Source organism: Arthrobacter sp. Soil762 (assembly GCF_001428335.1).
Taxonomy (GTDB): Bacteria; Actinomycetota; Actinomycetes; order Actinomycetales; family Micrococcaceae; genus Arthrobacter.
In genome coordinates this window covers 947,460-969,251 of record NZ_LMSG01000001.1, presented here as the reverse complement: position 1 = coordinate 969,251, position 21,792 = coordinate 947,460, and the positions used below count along the sequence as shown (strand labels likewise).

16 protein-coding genes and 3 pseudogenes are annotated in these 21,792 nt (G+C 64.3%); 7 read left to right on the top strand and 12 right to left on the bottom strand.

Going from position 1 to position 21,792, the window contains the following annotated elements; all coding sequences use genetic code 11:
* Positions 1-275 precede the first annotated feature (275 nt).
* The 3 genes from ASG77_RS04540 to ASG77_RS04530 all read left to right on the top strand — a co-directional run bounded on the left by ASG77_RS04540 (position 276) and on the right by ASG77_RS04530 (position 4,883).
* A complete protein-coding gene (locus ASG77_RS04540) occupies positions 276-563 on the top strand; it encodes an HU family DNA-binding protein (protein ID WP_056341443.1) in 288 nt (95 codons plus the stop codon).
* A 118-nt stretch (positions 564-681) separates the two neighbouring features.
* Positions 682-2,832 carry a cytochrome c oxidase assembly protein gene (locus ASG77_RS04535; protein ID WP_056341440.1) on the top strand — a complete coding sequence of 717 codons (2,151 nt, stop codon included), beginning with the start codon at positions 682-684 and terminating at the stop codon, positions 2,830-2,832.
* Positions 2,832-4,883, top strand: a complete 2,052-nt coding sequence (locus ASG77_RS04530; protein ID WP_056341438.1) for an NHL domain-containing thioredoxin family protein — start codon at positions 2,832-2,834, stop codon at positions 4,881-4,883. Before ASG77_RS04535 ends, ASG77_RS04530 begins: the two co-directional genes overlap by 1 nt.
* A 124-nt stretch (positions 4,884-5,007) precedes the next feature.
* Here ASG77_RS04530 and ASG77_RS04525 read toward each other — a convergent pair whose 3' ends face one another.
* The 5 genes and pseudogenes from ASG77_RS04525 to ASG77_RS04505 form a co-directional block, all read right to left on the bottom strand.
* A complete protein-coding gene (locus tag ASG77_RS04525; protein ID WP_200950654.1) occupies positions 5,008-6,000 on the bottom strand; it encodes a hypothetical protein in 993 nt (330 codons plus the stop codon).
* Positions 6,001-6,130: 130 nt separating this feature from the next.
* Complete coding sequence (locus tag ASG77_RS04520) at positions 6,131-7,852, bottom strand: helicase HerA-like domain-containing protein (protein WP_056341436.1); 1,722 nt, start codon at positions 7,850-7,852, stop codon at positions 6,131-6,133.
* A gap of 4 nt (positions 7,853-7,856) precedes the next feature.
* Positions 7,857-8,328: pseudogene (locus ASG77_RS21090) on the bottom strand (GNAT family N-acetyltransferase).
* Between the two features lie 153 nt (positions 8,329-8,481).
* Positions 8,482-9,084 (bottom strand): annotated as a pseudogene (locus ASG77_RS04510) (hypothetical protein); the annotation flags it as partial.
* A gap of 264 nt (positions 9,085-9,348) precedes the next feature.
* Positions 9,349-9,549, bottom strand: coding sequence for a hypothetical protein (locus tag ASG77_RS04505; RefSeq protein ID WP_056341430.1), 201 nt, complete (start codon positions 9,547-9,549; stop codon positions 9,349-9,351).
* Between the two features lie 159 nt (positions 9,550-9,708).
* Between ASG77_RS04505 and ASG77_RS04500 the strand changes: the two are divergent.
* Positions 9,709-10,170, top strand: a pseudogene (locus tag ASG77_RS04500) (transposase); the annotation flags it as partial.
* 96 nt (positions 10,171-10,266) lie between these two features.
* Here ASG77_RS04500 and ASG77_RS04495 read toward each other — a convergent pair.
* The 5 genes from ASG77_RS04495 to ASG77_RS04475 all read right to left on the bottom strand — a co-directional run bounded on the left by ASG77_RS04495 (position 10,267) and on the right by ASG77_RS04475 (position 15,564).
* A complete protein-coding gene (locus ASG77_RS04495; protein WP_056341428.1) occupies positions 10,267-10,524 on the bottom strand; it encodes a hypothetical protein in 258 nt (85 codons plus the stop codon).
* 207 nt (positions 10,525-10,731) lie between these two features.
* Entirely contained in the window at positions 10,732-11,112 is a 381-nt protein-coding gene (locus tag ASG77_RS04490; RefSeq protein WP_056341426.1) for a universal stress protein, read from the bottom strand.
* Between the two features lie 43 nt (positions 11,113-11,155).
* Complete coding sequence (locus tag ASG77_RS04485; RefSeq protein ID WP_056341424.1) at positions 11,156-13,183, bottom strand: tripartite tricarboxylate transporter permease; 2,028 nt, start codon at positions 13,181-13,183, stop codon at positions 11,156-11,158.
* Positions 13,184-13,191: 8 nt separating this feature from the next.
* Positions 13,192-14,400, bottom strand: coding sequence for a Bug family tripartite tricarboxylate transporter substrate binding protein (locus tag ASG77_RS04480; protein WP_056341420.1), 1,209 nt, complete (start codon positions 14,398-14,400; stop codon positions 13,192-13,194).
* A gap of 84 nt (positions 14,401-14,484) precedes the next feature.
* Positions 14,485-15,564, bottom strand: a complete 1,080-nt coding sequence (locus ASG77_RS04475; protein ID WP_056341676.1) for a PrpF domain-containing protein — start codon at positions 15,562-15,564, stop codon at positions 14,485-14,487.
* A gap of 276 nt (positions 15,565-15,840) precedes the next feature.
* On the opposite strand from ASG77_RS04475, the gene ASG77_RS04470 reads away from it, so the two are divergent.
* The 3 genes from ASG77_RS04470 to ASG77_RS04460 all read left to right on the top strand — a co-directional run bounded on the left by ASG77_RS04470 (position 15,841) and on the right by ASG77_RS04460 (position 18,990).
* Entirely contained in the window at positions 15,841-16,755 is a 915-nt protein-coding gene (locus ASG77_RS04470) for a LysR family transcriptional regulator (RefSeq protein WP_056341418.1), read from the top strand.
* A gap of 132 nt (positions 16,756-16,887) precedes the next feature.
* Positions 16,888-18,060: an MFS transporter gene (locus tag ASG77_RS04465; RefSeq protein WP_056341416.1), complete on the top strand. Its 1,173-nt coding sequence runs from the start codon at positions 16,888-16,890 to the stop codon at positions 18,058-18,060.
* Positions 18,061-18,273: 213 nt separating this feature from the next.
* Complete coding sequence (locus ASG77_RS04460) at positions 18,274-18,990, top strand: hypothetical protein (RefSeq protein ID WP_056341414.1); 717 nt, start codon at positions 18,274-18,276, stop codon at positions 18,988-18,990.
* Between the two features lie 298 nt (positions 18,991-19,288).
* Here ASG77_RS04460 and ASG77_RS04455 read toward each other — a convergent pair whose 3' ends face one another.
* Together ASG77_RS04455 and ASG77_RS04450 are read right to left on the bottom strand one after the other, a co-directional pair.
* Positions 19,289-20,041 (bottom strand): amidohydrolase family protein, encoded by a 753-nt coding sequence (locus ASG77_RS04455; protein ID WP_056341412.1) that lies wholly within the window; start codon positions 20,039-20,041, stop codon positions 19,289-19,291.
* A gap of 155 nt (positions 20,042-20,196) precedes the next feature.
* The gene (locus ASG77_RS04450) at positions 20,197-21,792 is read right to left on the bottom strand and encodes an APC family permease (RefSeq protein WP_056341409.1); all 1,596 of its coding nucleotides are present in this window, start codon (positions 21,790-21,792) and stop codon (positions 20,197-20,199) included.

The following is a 21,792-nucleotide window of genomic DNA, read 5'->3' as shown; positions in this document are numbered from 1 at the left end:
CCACACAACCCGGCACCCGAAGTGACAGAGCGTCCGGCTGAACGTCGCACGAACTGAGAGAGCATCCGGCGGAACACTGCAGGAACTGCGAGAGCGTCCGCTGAGGGCGCAATTCCCCCGCAATTCCCCGGAAAACCGGTGATTTTAGTCAAAAAACGGCGGAAACACGCGGAATTTGCGGACCTCGCGGGCCCAAGCTGGTAAGTTTTCGAAGAGTGGCTTGCACGCATGCCGCGTTCAGGCTCCAGAAATCGTGACCGTCCAGGAGGACATCAATGGCTAAGAACCGTAGTGAACTTGTTTCAGAGGTAGCAGGCAAGGCCGGCACCAGCCAGGCAGCCGTCAACTCCGTCCTCGATGCACTGTTCGAGGTATTCGAGACTTCCGTCGCCGCCGGCGAGAAGATCACCATCCCGGGCTGGCTCGCAGTTGAGCGCACCGACCGTGCAGCACGCACTGGCCGCAACCCGCAGACCGGCGAGACCATCCAGATCGCGGCAGGCCACAGCGTCAAGCTGACCGCCGGCTCCAAGCTGAAGGCTGCAGTCGCCAAGAAGAAGTAGTCTTCTTCAGCAACAGCAGCAAAGGAGCGGCAACCTCAGGGTTGCCGCTCCTTTGCTTTAAGCCGATTCTGCTTTAATCCGATTCGCCGCGCGGGCACCCGTAGCGGACAATGAATAGGTGCCTTCTGCAGCAAAATCCCGTCCCGCAGCACCCCAACCAGGCCCCGACAGGGGCGCCTCAGCCAGGGCTGGCGGCGTCGTGGGGATTTCCCGGCCGTGGCAGCTCGCGGGCCTTGCAGCCCTCGTCTTGGGACTGACAGCGGCACTCCTTTTCTCCGGTGCCGCCGCGGCCCGTGAGGTCTCTGACCCCGGAGCCCTGGTCCGCTGGGGGCTTCCCGTCAGCAAGGCCATCCACAACGTGGCATTGGCGACGGTGATCGGCGGACTGATCTTCGCCGTCGGCATCCTCCCCAGAACTGCGGGTCCCCGGGCACGGACCCACACCGGCGACGCTCGAGAACATCCGGCGTTCGCCCGGGCCCTGGCCATTGCTGCCGCTGCGGGTGCTGCCTGGACGTTGTCGGCGGTGGCCGTACTGGTCCTCACCTACTCAGACGTTGCGGGCCAGGCCGTTGGCGGGGACGCGGAGTTCACCCGCGCCCTGGTGTACTTCATGACGGACATCGAGACCGGCCGGGCATGGCTGAGCGTGACCATCATCGCGGCCGTGGTGACCACCGCACTGTTCGGCGTCAGATCCCTGGGCGGCCTTGCCCTCACGCTGATCCTGGCGCTGGCCGGACTGGTCCCCGCCGCGCTGATCGGCCACTCCTCAAGCTCGTCGGACCACGAAGGCGCCATCAACTCCCTGGGCCTGCACCTCGTGGGCGTCAGCGCCTGGGTTGGCGGGATCGTCGTCCTGGCGCTGCTGTCCGGAATCCTGACCGGCTCGAAGCCCGGGGCCGCCGCTGACATCACCGAACCGACGCTGCGGCGTTTCTCCTCCCTGGCCGGCTTTGCGTTTGTGCTCGTCTTTGCCTCCGGCGTCATCAATGCCAGCATCCGCATCACCAACTGGGGTGACCTTTTTGGTTCCCCCTACGGACAGCTGATCCTTGCGAAATCTGCTGCCACCCTGGTCCTGGGCGGCATCGGCCTGATGCACCGGCAATGGGTGATCCCCCAGCTCGGCCGCAAGGGCTCGGCAATGTCCTCACGCCGCGTGCTGTGGCAGCTGGTGCTCGTGGAACTCCTGGTTATGGGAGCCACCTCCGGCGTCGCCGTGGCCCTGAGCCGGTCGGCACCGCCGCAGCCCACCACGTTTGCACCGGACGCGTCGCCGGCCTTCATTCTCACGGGCTATGAGCTGCCGCCTGAACTGACGCCGGAACGCTGGCTGACGGAGTGGCGCTTTGACTGGCTCTGGGTGGCCGTGGTGCTCTTCGGGCTGGTGTCCTACTTCCTGGGCGTCGCCAAGGTGGTCCGACGCGGCGACAAGTGGCAGTGGTTCCGCGCCGTGAACTGGGTGATCGGCCTCCTGGTGCTGACGTACATCACGTCAGGGCCGCCGTCGGTCTATGGCAGGATCCTCTTCTCCGCGCACATGGTGGACCACATGGCGCTGACCATGGTGGCCCCCATCTTCCTGGTGCTCGGCGCCCCGGTGACGCTGGCCCTGCGGGCGTTGCCGGCCCGCGGCGACGGCACCCGGGGGGCGCGCGAGTGGCTGCTCGTGTTTATCCACTCCAAGTTCTCCCAACTGGTCACGCACCCCATCTTCGCGGCGGCCAACTTCGCGGGCTCCATCGTGCTGTTCTACTACTCGGACGCGTTCGGCTTCGCCATGCGGGACCACGTGGGCCACGAGCTCATGATCCTGCACTTCTCGCTCACGGGTTACATCTTCATCCTGAGCATGATCGGCACGGACCCGTTGCCCCGCCGCGCACCGTACCCCATGCGCCTGCTCCTGCTGCTGGCCACCATGGGCTTCCACGCGTTCTTCGGCGTCGCCATCATGGGCGGCACCAGCCTGCTGGCGGCCGACTACTTCGGCAACCTTGGCCGCGCCTGGGGGCCGTCCGCGCTCCTGGACCAGCAAATGGGCGGGGCCGTGGCCTGGGGCATCGGCGAAGTGCCCACGCTCCTGGTGGCCATCGGCGTCGCGATCATGTGGTCCCGCTCCGATGCCCGGGAGTCCAAGCGGACCGATCGGGCGGCGGACAGGAATAACGACGCCGATCTCACCGCTTACAACGATATGTTTGCCAAATTGGCTGAACGCGATGCCAGATTGGCTGAACGCAACTCAAAGCTGGAAGGACGCTGATGAGCGAAACCGTACGCACCCAACACCGGGTCCGCGCTTCCGAACTGGTGGGCCGCAACTGGCTCAACACCGGCGGCAAGTCGCTGGACCTCGAAGCCCTGCGCGGCAAGATCGTGCTGCTCGACTTCTGGACTTTCTGCTGCATCAACTGCCTGCACGTCCTCGATGAGCTGCGCCCGCTCGAGGAGCAGTACTCCGACGTCCTGGTCACCGTGGGTGTGCACTCGCCCAAGTTTGAGCACGAAGCAGATCCCGTGGCCCTGGCCGCCGCCGTGGAACGCTACGAGATCCACCACCCCGTCCTGGACGATCCCGAGCTGGAGACCTGGAAGGCCTACACGGCCCGCGCCTGGCCCACGCTGGTGGTCATCGACCCCGAGGGCTACATCGTGGCGCACCTGTCCGGTGAAGGCCACGCTGACGGCCTGGCCGTGCTGATCCCCGAACTGATCGCCGAGCACGAGGCCAAGGGCACGCTGCACCGCGGCTCCGGGCCCTACGTGGCGCCGGAGGCCACCTCGGGCACGCTGCGCTTCCCCGGCAAGGCGCTGTTCCTGCCGACCGGTCGCGGTTCCGCAGGGCCCGGTTCCGGCGTCCAGGGTTCAGTCGCGCAGGGAGCGTCCGACGGCGGTACATCGGCTGCCGCGGATACCGCCACCGGGGGTTCCTGGCTGGTAACCGATACGGGCCACCACCGTCTCGTGGAGCTGGGCAACGACTTCCAGACGGTGCTGCGCACGTACGGCTCCGGTACCAGGGGCCACGCTGACGGCCCGGCCGCCGCCGTCGACTCCGTGGAGCCCACCGCACGGTTCAACGAGCCGCAGGGCCTCGTGCTGCTTCCGCAAGAGGTGGCCGCGAAGGCGGGCTACGACGTCGTCATTGCAGACTCCGTCAACCACCGCCTCCGGGGACTCTCACTCACGGACGGAACAGCCACGACGATTGTTGGCAACGGCGTGCAGCGCCTGCTGGAAACCGGCCCCGCGCGCGTGGACGAAGACGCGGCCGGTTTCACGGGCCAGCTCAGCGAGCACCCGCTGGAGGTGTCCCTTAGCTCGCCGTGGGACGTCGTCTGGTCCGCCAAGCTCAACGCCGTGGTGATCGCCATGGCCGGCACGCACCAGATCTTCAGCTTCGAGCCCCTCACCGGCGCGGTGGCAATTATTGCCGGCAACGGACTGGAAGGCCTGCTGGACGGCCCCGCCCACGAAGCCTGGTTCGCGCAGCCCTCCGGCCTGGCCGAGGACGCCGACGGCAACATCTGGGTGGCGGACTCCGAAACCTCCGCCCTCCGCAAGCTGGTCATTGATGACGGCGGCACGGTCACCGTGGAGACTGCCGTGGGCAAGGGCCTGTTCGACTTCGGCTTCCGAGACGGCCCCGCATCCGAGGCGCGCCTCCAGCACCCCCTCGGCGTCACCGTCCTGCCCGACGGCTCCATTGCCATCGCCGACACCTACAACGGTGCCGTGCGGCGCTACGACCCCGCCGCGGGGACCGTATCCACGCTGGCCCGCGGACTTTCGGAACCCTCCGACGTGATTGTGGACCACACCCACGCCGCCGGCTCCGAACCGCTGCTGGTAGTGGTGGAGGCCAACAAGCACCAGCTGGTCTACGTGCCCATCCCCAAGGAAGCCCAGCAGGTGGACGAGGGCGCCTCGCAGACCCACCGGCCCAAGAGCCCGGTAGCCCCCGGGCTGCTCGAGCTGACCGTGCGCTTCACCGCACCCACCGGACAGAAGCTCGACGACCGCTGGGGCGATCCCACGCAGCTGAAGATCTCCTCCACCCCGCCGGAGCTGCTTGTTGCCGGAGGAGGAACCTCCGTGGGGCTGCTCCGCACGCTGGAGCTGTCTTCCGGCATCCCGGAGGGCATCCTGCACATCACCGCCCGCGCCGCGGCCTGCGACGGCCCGGAAGATGCGGACGGCGAGATCCCGGACCACGCCGCCTGCCACCTGTACCAGCAGGACTGGGGCATCCCTGTTCTCCTGACGGACGACGGCGACACGGAGTTGGTCCTGGACCTGCGCGGAATGGACTGATCACCGCCGCCGCTACGGCTTTGCGGCGCCGGCTTGCTGAGCCGCTGTGAAGAGGCCGCCTTCTGTGACTTGATGTCACGGGAGGCAGTCTTTTGCGCGCCGCGGGCGGGGGATAGCCGAGGCGCTAGTAGCTCAGGAGCGGGGTGACCCTGATGGTGTCGCCGGCAACGTCCAGGCGGGTGGTGAAGCTGAAGTCCACCTCTTCGTTGAGCGGGGACCAGGCGCCTGTGAAGGAACTCTGCTGGACCGCCTCCACCTTGGCCTTCCCGTCGAGGGGAGCAACCACCCAGCGGCCGTCAAAGGGCTCGATGGATATCTCCGGGTACTCCGTGATGGTCCACTTGATGGTGCCGTCGTCCACGTTGTTGGTGCTGGCGAAGTAGAAGGGGCAGTCCGGCTGCAGCTTTTGCTGCTTCACGGCTTCGGCGGCGCAGGTGTCCAGGAACTCCTGTACCTTCGCGCCCACATCCTTCCGCAGCTGGTCGGTGGCCTCGGTCAGCAGGTTCAACGGAGCCGCCGGGACATCGCGGGATGTCACCGTGGCGCGTGTGGCGGGCGCGGCGAAGTATTCACCGTTCAGGGAGGCTTCGTATTCACCCGGATAGAACACGGCGAACGAATTTCTACCTTGGGGCATGTTCACGGGGACGCCGTTGAGATTGGCTTCGCTGGCGTTCACCACTGTCAGGCCCACCGTGGGCAGCCGCGACGGCACAAACGCCCACGTGTTAAAGAACAGCCATTCGGTGCCGGTCTTCTCCAGCAGGAACTCGGTGCGAAGCCTGCTGCCGTCGATCGTGTACTGCACGGGCACCATGACCTGGTTGCCTGAGCGTTCCTCGGCATCGCCGATGCTGACGTTCGCCAGCCGGGAAGAGGCCGTCTGCAGCGCTGTGCCGTCGAGCATGGCGGCGTTGCTGGGCGGCACAGTGGCCCGCAACAGACCCAGCGCCTTGCCGCCGTCGCCCTCGTGGAGGGCGTCCAGATACTCCCGGACAGGCTGCTGTGGACTCGCCACCGTACTGTTCACCACGTTGACCCCAACGACGGCCGCGGCCACGGCCAGCATGAGGCCAAGCAGCCACCCTGCTGCCATCCTCACCAACGCCTGACTCATCTGCACTTCACTTACGTTACCTGCAAGCCCGCTGAACACAGGTGTTGCCGTCGCCCCGTGTAGCAGGGTGCGGCGGCTTTCCTGACGCCCGACGGCGGGAAGTCCAGGGTGGGACATCGTCCGGTTTTGCCTACCGGCGGCGCCGGGACGAGGTGCCGAAGACGCCGCGGAGCAGCTCCCGGCCAAGCTGGGTGCCCAGGGAACGGACCATACTCTTCAGCCCGCCGCCCAGTGCCCCGCCGAGTGCACCGGCGATGTCGCCCACCATCCCGCCGCCGGCCGGGGCCGCCGGCTCCGGTGCACGCCGCGCGGCCGCATCAGTGCCGGCACCACGATCCGGCGCGGGACGGCTGCTGGGCCGGCCCAGGATTTCCTCTTCGATCCTGCGGGCCTCGGCGTCGATGTCGGCTTGGTCCGAACCTGCCTGCCCCGGACCTGGCTGCCCGGAAGTCCCCGGAACCGGGGGCTCGCCGGGCGCGGCTCCGCCGGTGGGCGCAGCGCCCCTGCCGGTGAGCTTCTCGTAGGCGGAGACGTTGTCCACGGCGGTCCCGTACTTGGCGAGCAATGCGGACCCGCCCACCGTGCTCTTGATGAGCTCCTCGGTGCTGGGGCCCATGACGGATTCCGGGGCGCGCAGCCGAGTGTGCGCGACCGGCGTCGGGGCGCCCTTCTCATTCATGACGGTAATGACGGCCTCGCCGATCCCCGCGGACGTGAGGGTCTCCTCGAGGTCATAGTCGCTGACCGGGAACGTGGACACGGTGGCTTTCAGGGCCTTGGCGTCCTCCGGGGTGAAGGCGCGGAGGGCGTGCTGGATGCGGTTGGCCAGCTGGCCCAGGACGTCGGCGGGGACGTCTTTGGGTGTCTGGGTGACGAAGAAGATCCCCACACCCTTGGAACGGATCAGCCGGACTGTGGTGGTGATGGCGTTCAGGAATGCCTTGGATGCGCCGTTGAACAGCAGGTGGGCCTCGTCGAGGAAGAACACCAGCTTGGGCTTGTCCAGGTCGCCGGCTTCGGGGAGGTCCTCGAACAGGTCCGCCAGCAGCCACATCAGAAAGGTGGAGAACAGCATCGGCTTGGTCTGCAGCGTGGGCAGTTCCAGGCAGGTGATAACGCCGCGCCCGTCCGGGGCCGTCCGGAGCAGCTCGGCCGTGTCGAACTCAGGCTCGCCGAAGAACCGTTCCAGGCCCTGCGCTTCGAGGTTCACCAGTTCGCGGAGGATGACGCCGGCGGTGGCCTTGGACAGGCCGCCCAGTTCCTCCAGCTCGACCTTGCCCTCGTCCGAGGTGAGGAACTGGATGACCGCGCGGAGGTCCTTGAGGTCGATCAGCTCAAGGTTGTTTTTGTCCGCAAAGTGGAAGACCAGCTGCAGGCTGGATTCCTGGGTGTCGTTGAGCTCCATTACGCGCGAGAGCAGGATGGGGCCAAACGACGTGATGGTGGCACGGACGGGAATGCCGTTGCCGTCGCCGCCCAGGGCCAGGAACTCCACCGGGAACGTCTTGCCGGCCCAGACCTGGCCGATGCTGTCGGTGCGCGCCTTCAGCTTCTCGCTGCCGGCGGCCGCCGTGGCCAGACCGGACAGGTCGCCCTTGATGTCCGCGAGGAACACGGGAACTCCGGCCGCGGACAGCTGCTCGGCCATCATGTGCAGCGTGACGGTCTTGCCGGTGCCGGTGGCGCCGGCTACCAGGCCGTGCCTGTTCATCATGGCCAGCGGCAGGCGGACCTGGGCTTCCTTGTGGAGTTCGCCGTCCACAATGGCGGCACCCAACTCGATGGTGGCACCTTCCAGGGTGTAGCCCTTCCGGATGGTGGCGAGCTTTTCTGCAGTGGTTTTGTTGGCCATGCCGCTAGCTTAGCGGGGCCGCCGGGAGATCCTTGGTGAACGCGAGCGACCTGATAATCTCCGGATCCTGGTCCAGGTCGAACTGCGGCTCATAACCCGAAGTGAGGTACAGGTGCTTGGCTTCGGGCTGGCGCGGACCGGTGGTCAGGAAGACTCGACGGTAGCCCCGGCGGGCCGCCAGCGCCTCCAGCTCCGCCAGGACGAAACGGGCGAGCCCGCGGCGGCGGTGCGCCGAGTGCGTCCAGATCCGTTTGAACTCCGCCGTCTCGTTGTTGTACCGGCGGAAAGCCCCGCCCGGCTATGGACTCGCCGTTTTCCTGGACCATCAGCAGCGCACCGCCCGGTCCCGTGAATTCCGACGCCGGGTAGCGGTTGAGTTCCTCGGCCGCGGCTCCGCGGCCAAAGAGGTCGCCGTAGCGGGAGTCGTATTCCACGGCCAGCTCATCGAGGAGCGGGCGGACCCGCGGATCGTGCATGGGTAAGTTGTGGACGGTCAGTGCGGACCGGTTGAGCGCGGACCTGTTCAGGGCTGCCGGGTTCGGCGGCGCTTGGTTCAGTGGCGCCTGCTGGCGGGCGTCCGGCCTCAGTGCCGCCGGGCTGGCGGGGATGCTGGTTTGCACGTTCATTCTTCAGGACCTTCCGACGGCGGCGGGTTCGGCAGATGCGTTCTGGCCGGCGGCGCGGGAGGAAGCAAGTTCCGCCGCGACGCCCAGGACAGGCCTGGCCAGGGCATCGTTCTCGCGGAACGGGGCGGCGTTGGTGCCCGGCCTGGCAAAGGCGTCGGCACCCCGGCCGGATGTTCCCGGCCCCACGCCGAAGAGCCGGCCGGCTGCCCTGCCGTGCCCGTCCAGCAGCTCGTGCCGGTCCGAGACGAGCAGCTTTCCGGTGGAGTGGATGCCGTCCGCCGTGAGCAGCTGCTGTTCGCTTCCCAGCCCGGACAGGTGCGGCGACGCCAGTACCGGATTGAGCGACCGGGCCACCGATGTTGCCGGCAGGCGCGCCTCGATGAACGCTGCGGCCCGGACGGCGAAACCTGCCTGCGGGGACGTAGCCACAAACTCGCCGGTGGACTCGTCCGCCGCGACGCTAAGGCCCGGGCCAAGGAATCGCAGCAGCCCGGTCCGGTGCAGGGCCAGCATCTCCCGGAGCCTGCGGGGTGGCGGCCCGGAGTCTACAAAGCTGAAGAATCCGTGCCACCAGTTGTGGACGGTCTGCTGGGACCGGGCGTTGAGCATCACCGCGAAATCGCGCCGCCCGGTCGCGGTGCGCCGATCGCAGCCGGCCAGCAAGCGCCGCAGTTCGGCAGGCTCCAGCCCTTTCGGCAAGCCTGACAGCCGCCAACCCGCCACCGACGGCGCCGCGGCGGCTAACGACACCGGAACCTGACCGGTGACATGCAACCAGCCCAGCAGCGACCGCAACGCGCACACGATCAGCTTCGCCGACCCGATCGCCCGGCCAGGACAAGCAGACCGCACGAACCCGGTGACATCAGCTCAGTAACGGTCAAGCACCTGCCCGCTCAGATCGCCAAGACCGACGCCCGCACCCTGCATCCAACGGTCCAGATGCGCGATGAAACAGACGTGCTGCTCGGCCGAAGCCCGCGAATACCCTTGTCGACGCAATTGCTCGGCGAACCCCGCAACGTGCGGCTCCAACGGTCCCCGAACAAACGACCGCAACACCTTGACCATGACGCTCTCCTCTCCAGATCGGAAAGGCAAGCACGGGCCAGCTCACTGGATTATGCCGACCTCGCCAGCGCCAAACCCCTGTCCGGAAAAGGATCCCGCGACCACATCGGCATAATCCGAAGGTCGGCATAATGGATATTATGCCGACGTCGGCATCAGATCCACCTGATCCGGAACACCTTCCGGCTGGCCTCGAAGAAGGACTGGGACGCGCTCAAACGGGACGTGAAGCCCATCTGCACCGCCGTGAATGCTGCCGCGGCCAGAGCGGCGTTCGAGGAGCTCACGGAGCGTTGGGGCAGGAAATACGGGGCGATCGTGCGGCTCTGGGAGAACGCGTGGAAGGAGTTCATCCCGTTCCTGGACTACGACGTGGAAATCCGGCGGGTGATCTGCTCGACCAACGCGATCGAATCCCTCAACGCCAGGTACCGGCGCGCCGTCAAGGCCCGGGGTCATTTCCCCGCCGAGCAGGCTGCGCTAAAGTGCCTTTATCTGGTCATCCGATCCCTCGATCCGACCGGTGCCGGCAAGACCCGATGGGCCGTGCGTTGGAAGCCCGCTTTGAACGCATTCGCCATCACTTTCAGCGACCGATTCCCGGCAGCTGAAAGCTACTAAAAGAAAACGCCGGATACACCGTTAAAGAGATAGTCCCGCTTCAGACAATGAGCGGGGCGGTTGGGGGAGTCCAATTTGCTTTGGGACGTTGTCAGCTCAGCTTTGATTGACTGGTCGCCGGTACACACGTAATCCATCGCTGTGCAGGAACAGTGCGCGGCCTTTTCCGTCGTCCTGCTGAAGCCAGAGGACGCTGCCGTCCATGGCGAGCATGTCGATGCGGCCGGACGTTAGTACTTGTCCGTGATTGTGGATTTCCACCTCGTCGGTGCGGGAGAGTGTGGACCAGTTGGGAATGGGTTCAGGCCTCGGGGATCCGGTGTGGGACTTGGCTATGCGAGAGCGGGTGTTCATCTCGGTTGTCCTTGGTCTAGGGCGGTTCGGGCGGATAGTTCTTCTGGGGTACTTGTGGGAGGAGGCAGGGTGACCGTTTTGGTCACCCTGCCTCCGTTTGCATGCTGCGCTGTCCTCGCGCCCGTCCGTCGGGCTACCTGTTGCGATGGAGTGCGGGACCGGCAGCACACGCGCCGGACGGTGGGTCCGGCAGTCAGTGGCGCCGGGTCAGAGTTTGTCGGCCCGGACTGCGAGTACGGGGCAGGTGGCGTCGAGCAGGATGCGCTGAACGGTGCTTCCCAAGATGAGCTTGCCCACCATGGAACGGTGCCTCAGTCCAATGACAATCACTTCCACGCCACGGTCCTGTGCGATTTGGATGACCGCGTCCCCCGGATCGGCCAGGATCGAGGATTCGATGGTCAGGGCCAGACCGGCCTCGGTCAGTTGGCCTTCCAACTCCTGCAGTTCCTGCGCGTCCAGGTCGTGGTGGCCACGTCCGATGTTCACGATGAGCAGGTCTGACTTCCGCCGATGGGCTTCCTTGATCCCCTCAGTTAGCGCTTCCCTGCCTTCGGGAGCGGATGCGTAGGCTACCAGTACCGTCATTTTTTGATTCTCCAATGGCTTTGGGTGTGCAGGGTGTCGGATGCTAGACGAGGGTGTTGAGCCAGCCCTGCGGCAGGTCAATCGGCAGCAGTGAGGGCAGTGCCAGGAGCGCGACGTACAGGACGCCGGTGTAGATGATGGCGACCTTGAGCCGGGCCCTTGCGACTATCAGGAGGAAGGCCGGGATGAAGATCGTGACTGCAATCAGGTATCCGAAGGCGGCCGTGAGAGCCAGGAAGCCTGTCATCCATAGGAAGGTCTTCAACGCGAACTTTGCGTCAAGGGTCCAACCTGCCTTCGCAGGCTGTGTGCCACGGATCCCATCTGCCTCCTCAGCAAGGGTCTCACCTGCCTTCGGGGTTCTGTCGCGAAGCCTTCTCCGGATCTCAATGAAGAGCAGGAAACCGGAGAAGATAAGGCCTCCGGTGCTCACCAGCTGGGGGACCAGCCTGGCTTCCGGCGAGAATGAAGCGGACGAGATTAAGGCGGCGGCGAAGGCGACGAAAAAGATGCCTGATGCTGTGAGGGACCAGGTTGAATTCTTCAGCGGAGCTTCGTCGTCCTCGGGCTGTTCGTCCCGGTGACCATCGTCAAGGTTGGTCTTGCGGCGGGTACGGATGAACTTGATGAACGCCCAGATCATCGGCAAGATCAGGATTGCCAGGAAGACCAGTACGCCGGGGCGGGCCATCCAGTCAAATCCTTCGTAGAGGCTGTCGGTGAGGAAGTAGTAGCGTTCCAGCGGGATGGCCAGGACGAAGCCGATGAGGAAGGGTGCCCTGGGGAAGCCAGTTGACTTCAACAGCCAGCCGAAGACGCCCAGGATGATCATGATCCAGAGGTCGCCGAGCTGGCCGCCTTCCTGGAAGGAGCCCAGGAGCATGACGGCGACGAGGCCTGCTGCGAGTATGGCGAAGGGGACCTTTGTCAGCTTGGCGAGCTGCTTGACACTCAGGAAGCAAAGCAGTGCGCCGAGAACGGACGCGATGGCGAAGGACCAGACGATGAGATACATCAGGTCAAGGTGTTCGGTGATGATTGACGGGCCTGGCTGGATGCCATAGGTGAGGAGCATTCCGAGGAGCATCGCGGAGGGGACTCCGCCGGGGATGCCGAACAGGAGGGTGGGGATCAGGTCGCCGGCTTCCACGGAGTTGTTGGCGCTTTCGGGGCCAACGATTCCGCGGGGGTCGCCTTTGCCGAATTGGCGCTTGTCCTTTGCGGTTGCGACGGCCTGCCCGTAGGCCATCCAGGTTCCGGCGGTGGCGCCGACGCCTGGCAGCACGCCTGCCCAGATGCCGATGAGCGCTCCACGGATGACGTGGGTCCAGTGGGTGAGCCATTCCCGGATGCCTTGTCCCCAGCCGCCGCCGAGGGTGATGATTTGCTTCTGTCCGCGGCGTTGGCTGGCGCGGGATGCGATTTCAGCCAGTCCGAAGATGCCGAGGGCAACGGCCACGAGTGAAAGGCCGTCGCCGAGGAACAGGCTGCCGAAGGTGAAGCGTTCCTCTGCGGTGGTCGGAGAGGTTCCGACCATGCCGAGGATCAGGCCGAGGAGGCCTGCCGAGACTCCCTTTATGATGTTTCCCCGTGACAGGACTGCGGCCAGAGATACACCGAGGACGGTCAGCATGAACAGTTCGGGACTCGCGAAGGAAAGGACCAAGGGCCGGGCGAGTGGGATCGCGAGGGTCAGGCCGACCGCGCCGATGATGCCGCCGGCCATGGAGGAGAGGAAGGCCAGGGTCAGGGCGCGGGCTGCCTGCCCCTTCTTGGCCATGGAGTAGCCGTCGAGCATGGTGACGCTGGCCGATGCGGAGCCGGGGGCTCCGAGCAGTACCGCGGAGACGGTGTCTGAGGTGTGGACGACAGCGAGGGCGCCGATGAGGAGTGCCAAGGCCTGGGGCGGTTCCATTCCGAAGGTGATGGGCAGGAGGATCGCGACGGCGCCTGTGCCGCCCAGACCGGGGATGAGGCCCATGATCAGACCGGCGACGGTGCCGATCAGGAGCATGATGAGGAGGGAGGGGTCAGCGAGGGATGCCAGCGCTGCCATTGCGGAGTCAAGCATGATGGTCCTTATTCAACGTGGATGTTGTATTTGCTCGCGAGCAGCCCTGTGACATAGGACCGGACGGAGCCGCTGACTTTGTAGGCGTCCCGGACGCGGTCGGCCATGCCGGTATCCGCGACGAGGGGGTAGCCGCCGAGTACTTTGGAGGCCTTTTCCTGGAAACCTGTGTCGGTGCCGAGTTTTTCGCTGGACTGGCGCAGCAGCTCGTAGGCGTTCTCCGGTGTCTCTTGTGGAACCCAGAGTCCTTTTTGGTAGGTATAAGTCAGGCCGAGCAGGGTTTTGTAGGCCTCGTACTTTTCGCCGGAGGGTTTCTTGCCGTGGAGAGTTTCGTACGCTTCTGCGACCGTGGGCACGTCGGGGAAGTTGGGGTCACGGATGACGTCCCCGGCTTCGTTCAGCTGGCCGAAGGACATGAGGACGACGGCTTTGCCTTCCTTGACGATGCCGGCGACGGCGGATCCGTAGGCGGAGGTCGTCTGGTAGTCCAGGTCGATTTCGCCGCGCTGCAGGGCCAAGTTGACCGGTCCTCGGCCTTCAAAGCCGAACGTGCTTGTCACGTCGGCCTCGAGCAGGTCGAAGGCGACCAGCGTGGTGATGTCCAGGCCTGTGGCGCTGATTCCGCCGAACTCCAGCGGGGTGTCCCGGTTAATCAGGTCCTGCACACCGGCTACCCCGGCTTCGGCCCGGGCGTAAATGACTCCGCCGGTGCCGTTGACGACGACGGGCCTGAGGTCCTCGAAGGAGTATTTAACGGCTGAGCGTCCCAAGACCCAGGGAACGACTGTCGATGCTGTCCCGACGAGGATTTCGGTGCCGTCGGTCTTGGCTGAGCGGGCGAACCTGTTGGTGCCCAGGATGCCTTCACCGCCTGCTTCGTTTACTGGTGCAAAACCGGGACGGCCGGGGACGTAGTTAGTCAGTTCGGTGCCGATGAACCGGGCCCAGGTATCTGTTCCACCGCCGGAAGCCAGGGGGATGAGAAATTCGAGGGTTTCGCCGCTGAAATTGCCGTCTTCGGTGCTGGAGGGCGGGTTCAGTAAGCTGCCACCCAGGACAGTGGTTGCAGCTCCCAGCAGTGCGAAGGCGCCTACAGCTGTAAGGATGGTGCGCCGGGAGTGTTTGGGCGGATCGGGCTGCTCGCTTGGCTCGATCTGCGGGTCGGTGCCAGCCGGGGAGAATCCGGGCGGCTCCAAGGATGACTTGTTGCTCGTCATTGAGGAATCCTTTGCTTGGGGCCTACCTCAATGCAACACCATTCAGGCGTCAATAAGAGGACAGGCTGTTAACTTGTGTTCCGCTTACCAGGACTCTGGAAGCAGCAGTTCGGCGTCCGCGATGCGGCGGACGCTTCGAATGGTTCCGACGACGGGCACGCCGTCTCGGTTTTCCGCCCACGTCTGGACGAGGCCGGCGGGGGTGCGCATGATCAGCCCGGACGAAGGATCAGTTGTGAGGAGGTCGCGGACTACTGTGCCTTCGTGCTGGGCCGCCATGGTCAGCGCTACGCTTCCCGTAATAGCCAGGGCCGGATGGAGCCTGCCCATGGACAGCATCCAGACCTTGAGGTCGGCTTCATCGTCCGGGCCCGCTCTGCCGACCAGTGCCAGCTTCGGTATCGCCCGCGCAGCTTCAGCGCGTGTGGCCACAAGGCCCATGCGCACGGCGGCAACTCTGCGAATGTCTTCCAAATGCACAAGGAGTGAAGCCTTGCGGTCGATGTCCGCGGCTGTCTCGTTTCCGTGGAGGCCGATGGACTCGGCGTCCAGAATGATCAGGGGAGCACCGGCATCAATGAGCGTGGCCGAGACCTCACGCCCGTCGAAGCTCACTTTCTCCACCGGTTCGCCGGTGGGGAAAAGTTTCCCGGTGGTCCTCCCTGCGGGATCCAGGAATCCCATGCCGACTGACAGTCCGGGGAACGGGACGCCGGGAATCATCTGGGTGCCCGGATCCTGAAGTTTGCCGCCCGGGGTCGGAACCTTCTGCAGAATGAGCTGATCGGTGTTGGTGTTCAGGGTCCGGACGGACGTGTTCTCCTGTCCGGGTGCCACCCAACCCCGTTGGATTGCATACGGGGCGACCACGGCTGAGCAGTTGCCGCAGTTACTGCCCCAGTCCACCCTCTGCTCGTCGATGGCGACCTGTGCAAACGTGTAGTCAACATCGGCCTCGTCACTGAGGGCGCGGGACAGGATGACGGCCTTGCTCGTGGTGGATGTTCCGCCTCCGACCCCGTCGATCTGACGGTTGTCGGGGCTGCCGAAGAGACGCAGAAGAACTTCGTCCACGCTCTTTCCGGGGACCTGCAGGTTGTCCCACTCGAACACCCAGCATTTGCTGGTTCCGCCCCGCATCCACGCTGCTGGGATCTTAAACATGATTGCTTTCACACCTTCCTGGGCCCTTCATCGGGCCTGCAAGCCTTGTCGGCTGGTCCAAGTGTGATCCGAACCTCAGATGAATTACAAACGCCAAATACTGCACCACCATGCATTTCTACTTCAATCAGGTAGGCCTTGAATACACTTACGTAGGGTCGGGCACCGTGGCCGAGGACACCAGCAGTGACTTTGAGTGCCAAATTCCGCTCTAGATGAAGCGTTGGCATAGTATTGTGCGGGGGGCTTAAGAAATACTTCAAAGGAGGTGCAGCTGTGCTGAACATTCGGAGGCTTGAATTGCTGCTGGATGTGGTCGAGCTTGGATCGATTACCGCTGCTGCAGAAAAGCATGTGTACTCCCCGTCCGGAGTTTCGCAGCAGCTGCGGCGCCTGGAAGCCGAAATCGGGCAGCCGCTTCTTCAGCGACAGACCCGTGGCATGGTCCCCACGGATGCCGGGCATGTTCTGGCAGCGCACACGCGACGTATCCTGCGTCAAATGGCTGCCGCTGAGGCGGATCTGGCTGAAATCGCAGGACTCCACCGGGGCAGCCTCACCATGGGAACCTTCCCGACCCTGGGTGGATCCTTTCTCCCGCTCGTGATCAGCCGGTTCAAGAAGGAGTACCCGGCGATTGAGCTGCACGTCCGCAGCAGCCGTTTCGAGGACTTGGTTGAAATGCTGGAAAACGGGCAGGTTGGAATGTCACTCCTCTGGGACTACGAATGGAACCGGATCAATCCGGGGGACTTTGCCCTCACCACCGTCTTCGAAGACGCAACCGCGCTCATTGTCGGCAAGGACCACCGACTAGCGCGCCGGAAGCAGGTGGACATGGCAGACCTGGCCACAGAAGAATGGATCGTTCGCGGTGAGGCCCACCCCGTGGTTGAAGTACTGCAAAGAAGCGCACGCGCGGCAGGGTTCACGCCACGGATCGCATTCCAGGCCAACGACTACCAGGAGGCCCAAGCAATGGTAAGTGTTGGCCTGGGCATAGCGCTTGCTCCGCGAACCGCCGTCGTCAATAAGCATCCCGGTGTCAGCATCGTTTCACTGGGTTCGAGTGCCCCGTCCCGAAGGGTGCTCCTCGCTCACCGCCACGACAGAGTACGCGCTGCCGCTGAAATGGCCTTCCAGGCAACGCTCCTGGAGGTTGCCAAAGATACGACCGCGGACTTCCGGTGAAGGACCGCGTCCGAGAAGTTCCGTGCCGGCAGTGAGGCACTTCGCATCCGCATCGTTTCGCTTGGCATCGACTGACCTGACGGAGCCAAAGGGGGAGTGGTGAGCGAGAGGAAGTCGAAACGGTGGTTATGGATGCTGATCGCATCCGCGGTGCTTTGCCAAATCGCTCTCAATCTGGCAAGGCCACTCATCTCATATAAGGTGTTGGCCCTGGGTGGCGACTCGGTCTCAGTCGGCTTAACCTCTGCCTCCTTCGCCCTCCTTCCGGTGGCAATCGCCCTATGGCTGGGTCGAATGTCAGACCGCCGAACGTCGATGAAGGGCATCACCCTGGCAGGGACGCTCCTGCTCGCGGCCGGCCCGTTCCTGCTCTCGGCCGCCCCATCTCTTCTGCTCGTCGGCGTCGCCAGCGCGGTACTGGGTATCGGACACCTGTGCTTCACGATTGCCGGACAGTCTGCCATCGCACGATTTGTTCCGCTCAGCCGGATGGACGCAGCCTTCGGCTGGTTCACTGCGGCATTCTCCCTTGGCCAGCTCGTTGGTCCACTAGTTGCAGGTCTGGCCATGGGATCTGCAGGAAACGCGCCCGCCGCCGCCCGGCTCATGGACGCCAACGCTGCATTGATACTCGCCGGGGCAATATCGGTGCTGGCCATTCCGGTCGCTCTCGGGGCATCGTCGAAGGAACGCGCAAGTGCCCGGGAAACCACAAAGGCAGCTCCAGTGAAGGCGCCGATATCGAAGTCTGTGGCCCACCTTCTTGGTATCCCCACCGTGAAGACCAATATGCTCGCCAGCCTTGCATTACTGGCCACGACCGACATCATCGTTGCGTTCCTCCCTCTACTGGGAGAGGAAAACGGGATCGCCCCCGTCGGAATCGGCGTCCTTCTGGCCATCCGGGCGGCCGCCTCGATCACGTCCCGTCTGCTCCTACCCGTGATGCTGTCCCGATGGAGCAGAACCGGACTCATCACTGCCAGCCTGGCGGGGGCAGGCACCACCCTGGCGATCCTGCCGTGGCTGTTCGGAAATCCTGTGGTGGGGGCGGTCATCTTAGCCATCGTTGGATTCTTCCTCGGACTAGGACAACCGATCACGATGACACTCATCACCCAGGCGGTTCCTCCAGACGCGCGAGGCGCTGCACTGGCACTAAGGCTGCTCGGCAACCGCCTCGGACAGGTTGCCCTGCCGATCGGGGCAGGGCTGCTGGCAGCCCCAGCCGGACCGGGGGGAGCTCTATGGATGTCGTCAGCAGTTCTCTGCGCCGCTTCCATAAGATGGTCAAGAAGGCCCTGAAACCGATCCAGCATCCGGAACGAAGTGCCATGGACAGCTTGATTGCTTAGGGACCGGTGACATCCAGCAAGTTGCGCTGCCTGGCGGTACCTTTGGACGCTGCGGCTGGAACTTGGTGACCCCGCCGGTGCACAAAAGGCGTTCCAAACTGCCAGGGACAGCGGCCACCACGAGTACGCACCAAGAGGTGCGGTCCTTGTCGGGATAAGACTCATGGAGGCGGGCGACTGGGAAGGAGCCAGCCGCGCGTATGAGCAGGCCATTCTCAGCCGGCATCAAGAGCATGCGCCTTCCGCCTGGATCACGATGGGGATGCTCCTGGAAAGACAAGGAAATCCAGTTGCTGCGAACGGAGCATACCGGGCAGCCGTTGACAGTGAACACTCAGAATATGCACCCTTGGCCGCGGTCGGACTCGGGTTACTCCTCCAAGGACAGGGTGACGCTATCAGCGCCCAAGTGGCCTACCAAACAGCAATTGACAGTGGACACCCCGACCACGCACCCTTCGCGATGCTGCTGATAGGCGAGCACTTCACCGGCGGAGACCTGCGGTCCCGTGAGCACTTCCGCGATCAGGCCGCGCGTTACGGAAACCCCGACGTACTCCTGAGTCTCGCTGAGCTTTACATCGCCGAACGGGAAGTGCTGAGAGCCCGTCTGCTGCTACAGCAGGCGGCGGTCCTGGGCAACAGTGTCGCCGCCCATTCGCTTCAGATTTTTGGTCCGGACACCGCCGGGGTAACCAGCGACGACGCATCTAAAGCAGTCTTGAAACGTGCCCAGGCAGGCGACACCGACAGTATGAACATACTCGGTCTTCTTGCGGCCCTTCGCGGAGCCGTCATCGAAGCACGTTTATGGTGGACTAAGTCAGCCGGCGAGAGGGACGTGATAGCCCCGCTGTTGATTTCGCGCCACCTGCGTTAGTGGACTTCGCATTATGAGGATGCCGAAAGGGCGCTTGGGCGGACCATCGGCTGACGGCAATCGAGCAGTCCCATATCGCCGAAAGCAGCCCGCCAATCAGATCTTCGGCCCAGGCAGCACAGCCCAACCGGGCCGCTTTTTCGCAAGGTGCGGAGAAACTGACCGCGTAAAAGGAATGCTGCATAAGTTCATCGACCGCGAACCTCACGACGCCGGAGAGCAACCATCCCTTGGTTTTAAGGAGCCAGCGCCACGGGAACCAAATACGTGGAGATCTGAGAGGGTGCGCTTCGGCGAGTTATGCCTTCAAGCTGTAAAAGCGTGCCCCGTTGTCGTAAAGGGCGAGACTCGCGTCGTCGGCAAGAATGTCCGCCACGAGTTCCAAGTCCGCTGGTTGAAACGGCACCCGGGCCCTCGTGCTGGGAAGATCGGTTCCAAACATTAGAGCTTCCGGGTTCTCTTTGTGGATCTCCCGGATAGTGGAAGCGACGTCGAGTTGGACCCGACCAAACCCCGTGGCCTTCACCCGTACGCCGTGGGACACGAGGCGGAGCAGCACGTCGCGATGCACCGAAGTCATGCCCAAGTGATCGATGCTCACCTTCGGAAGTGCTGTAATGACCGGTTCCAACTCCACCAGGTCATTCGCGTCGAGATAGAACTCGACGTGCATTCCTGCAACATCCCATGCTCGTCGCCCAAGTGACGAAACACTTTCCATTTCGGCCGAGCCGCCCCGATATAGATTGAACCGAACGCCGCGGACTCCCGTTTCAGCGAGACGAAGAAGTTCGTCATCGCTTGTCGTCTCGGCAATATTGGCAACGCCCACGAACATCGGGCCGAGCGTAGCCAGCGCATCGGTCAGATAGCTCTGGTCGAAGGCCTGGAATGAACCTGAAACCACGACACCGCCCGTAACTCCCAGATCTGAAACGGCGCGCAGATAATCCGGCACCGTGAACTCAGGCGGCAGGTACCCGTTGTTTCGCACGAGCGGGAAGCGGGAATCGATGATGTGGAAATGGCTGTCGAAGATCTGTCGAGTCATTGCTGTTTCCCTGATGAAGTGGGTTCGTGCTGTCGCGGTTGCGTGGCAATTGTCGACAGCCGACGGTGAAGGGTCGACGGCGGCACGGTGAGTGCCGTCGTCGACCTTTCCCTGGGGAACGTGCAGCTGCAGCTGACGGTCTGGGAACAGCGGCTCTAGGGTACTTTGGCGTCCGCCACGCCGCTTTCAGCCGATGTTAACTGCAGGTCGGAGCCCGACGACGGATGTGCTGCGACGGCCGCGGCGTGCTCGGCCAGCACGCCCGTTTGGTGCCGGATCTTCAGGCGGTACAGCAGGGCCCCGCCCACGGTGACGGCGGCAACGAACAGCACGCCGCCCCACTGCAGGTACCACTCGAACGGCGGCACCGAGTTGTAGATCTCCGGGCGCGGCCAGATCAGGTTCACCGTCATGGCGCCGCCCCACAGGACCGCGAGGATGTTCACCGGAAGCCCCCATTTGCCCATGCTGAATCCGGCGTCGGAATCATCACCCGGCCACCTGCCCAGGAGCCGGTTGCGCAGCATCGGAACGGTGACCAGCAGGTAGGACAGGTAGATCAGGACGATGCTGATGCTGGACAGGATGGTGAAAATGGCCGGCTGCATCACGTTGACCAGCAGCGGGATGACGGCCAGGACTCCGACCACCATGGCAGCGACCGCTGGGGTCCTGCGGACCGGGTCCACTTTGCTGAGCTGGCGGCTGAAGGGCAGGTTGTTGTCCCGGGCCATGGCGAACATCATCCGGATGGCGGCGGCGTGGACCGCCAGGGTGCAGACCACCACGGCAACTACGATGCAGGCGAGGAATGCTTTGCCGAAGGGGCCTCCGAGGACGGAGAGCACCAGATACTGCAGGCCGCCGTCGGCCGCCCCGAGCTTGGGGTCGGCCAGGTCCGGGGCTGCCAGGATGCTAAAGAGCAGGATAAGGCCGCCCAGCACGAAGGATGCCGTGATGGCGCGCAGGATGGCCTTGGGTGCCGTGCGCTTGGGATCCTTCGTTTCCTCGCCAAGGGAGCTGGCGGTGTCGAAGCCGTACATGACGTAGCCGGAGGCCATGGCGCCGATCAGGAACACACCGAAGAACCCCAGGTCATGGCCTTCGCCGTAACCGGCGGTGTCGAAGAAGACCTCAGGCCCGCGCACCACATGCCAGCCCAGCGCGAGGATCAGCAGGACGGCCGCGATCAGCTCCACGAAAACGCCGACGCTGTTGACCCTGGTCATCAGCTTCACGCCGAAGGCATTGATCATGGTGGAAATGCCGATCATGATGCTCGCCAGCAGCACGCCGTTGAGGGCGAAGTCGTAGGTGCCCGTTCCGTCTCCGATGACCTGGAAGCCGGACCAGAGCTGCGGCAGGGTGAGCTGCAAGGCCAGGGCCACGGCGCCGAGCGCCACGATGGACGAGATGAGCAGCAGCCAGCCCGCCAGCCAGGACCAGGTCCCGGAGGTAAGCCGCTTGGCCCAGTTGTACACCGATCCTGCAACTGGATAGCGGCCCGCCAGCTCGGCGAAACACAACGCCACCATCAGCTGGCCGGCGAAAACGAGGGGCCAGGACCATGCGTACGCCGGGCCGGCCATGGAAAAACCAAAGTAGAACAGTTGAAAAACACCGGTGAGGATGGAGATGTAGCTGACGCCTGCCGCGAAGCTGGCAAACTTGCCGATGCTCCGGTCCAGGGTCTGGGTATAGCCGAATTCGTCCATGCCGCTTGAATCAATACTCTTGCTGGGTTCCATCAT

Bases quoted from the DNA above. Each gene is read 5' to 3' on its own strand.
- ASG77_RS04540 (WP_056341443.1), top strand. From the start codon at position 276: ATGGCTAAGAACCGTAGTGAACTTGTTTCAGAGGTAGCAGGCAAGGCC.
- ASG77_RS04530 (WP_056341438.1), top strand. From the start codon at position 2,832: ATGAGCGAAACCGTACGCACCCAACACCGGGTCCGCGCTTCCGAACTG.
- ASG77_RS04525 (WP_200950654.1), bottom strand. From the start codon at position 6,000: ATGAGTCAGGCGTTGGTGAGGATGGCAGCAGGGTGGCTGCTTGGCCTC.
- ASG77_RS04520 (WP_056341436.1), bottom strand. From the start codon at position 7,852: ATGGCCAACAAAACCACTGCAGAAAAGCTCGCCACCATCCGGAAGGGC.
- ASG77_RS04505 (WP_056341430.1), bottom strand. From the start codon at position 9,549: ATGGTCAAGGTGTTGCGGTCGTTTGTTCGGGGACCGTTGGAGCCGCAC.
- ASG77_RS04495 (WP_056341428.1), bottom strand. From the start codon at position 10,524: ATGAACACCCGCTCTCGCATAGCCAAGTCCCACACCGGATCCCCGAGG.
- ASG77_RS04490 (WP_056341426.1), bottom strand. From the start codon at position 11,112: ATGACGGTACTGGTAGCCTACGCATCCGCTCCCGAAGGCAGGGAAGCG.
- ASG77_RS04485 (WP_056341424.1), bottom strand. From the start codon at position 13,183: ATGCTTGACTCCGCAATGGCAGCGCTGGCATCCCTCGCTGACCCCTCC.
- ASG77_RS04480 (WP_056341420.1), bottom strand. From the start codon at position 14,400: ATGACGAGCAACAAGTCATCCTTGGAGCCGCCCGGATTCTCCCCGGCT.
- ASG77_RS04475 (WP_056341676.1), bottom strand. From the start codon at position 15,564: ATGTTTAAGATCCCAGCAGCGTGGATGCGGGGCGGAACCAGCAAATGC.
- ASG77_RS04465 (WP_056341416.1), top strand. From the start codon at position 16,888: ATGCTGATCGCATCCGCGGTGCTTTGCCAAATCGCTCTCAATCTGGCA.
- ASG77_RS04460 (WP_056341414.1), top strand. From the start codon at position 18,274: ATGGAGGCGGGCGACTGGGAAGGAGCCAGCCGCGCGTATGAGCAGGCC.
- ASG77_RS04455 (WP_056341412.1), bottom strand. From the start codon at position 20,041: ATGACTCGACAGATCTTCGACAGCCATTTCCACATCATCGATTCCCGC.
- ASG77_RS04450 (WP_056341409.1), bottom strand. From the start codon at position 21,792: ATGATGGAACCCAGCAAGAGTATTGATTCAAGCGGCATGGACGAATTC.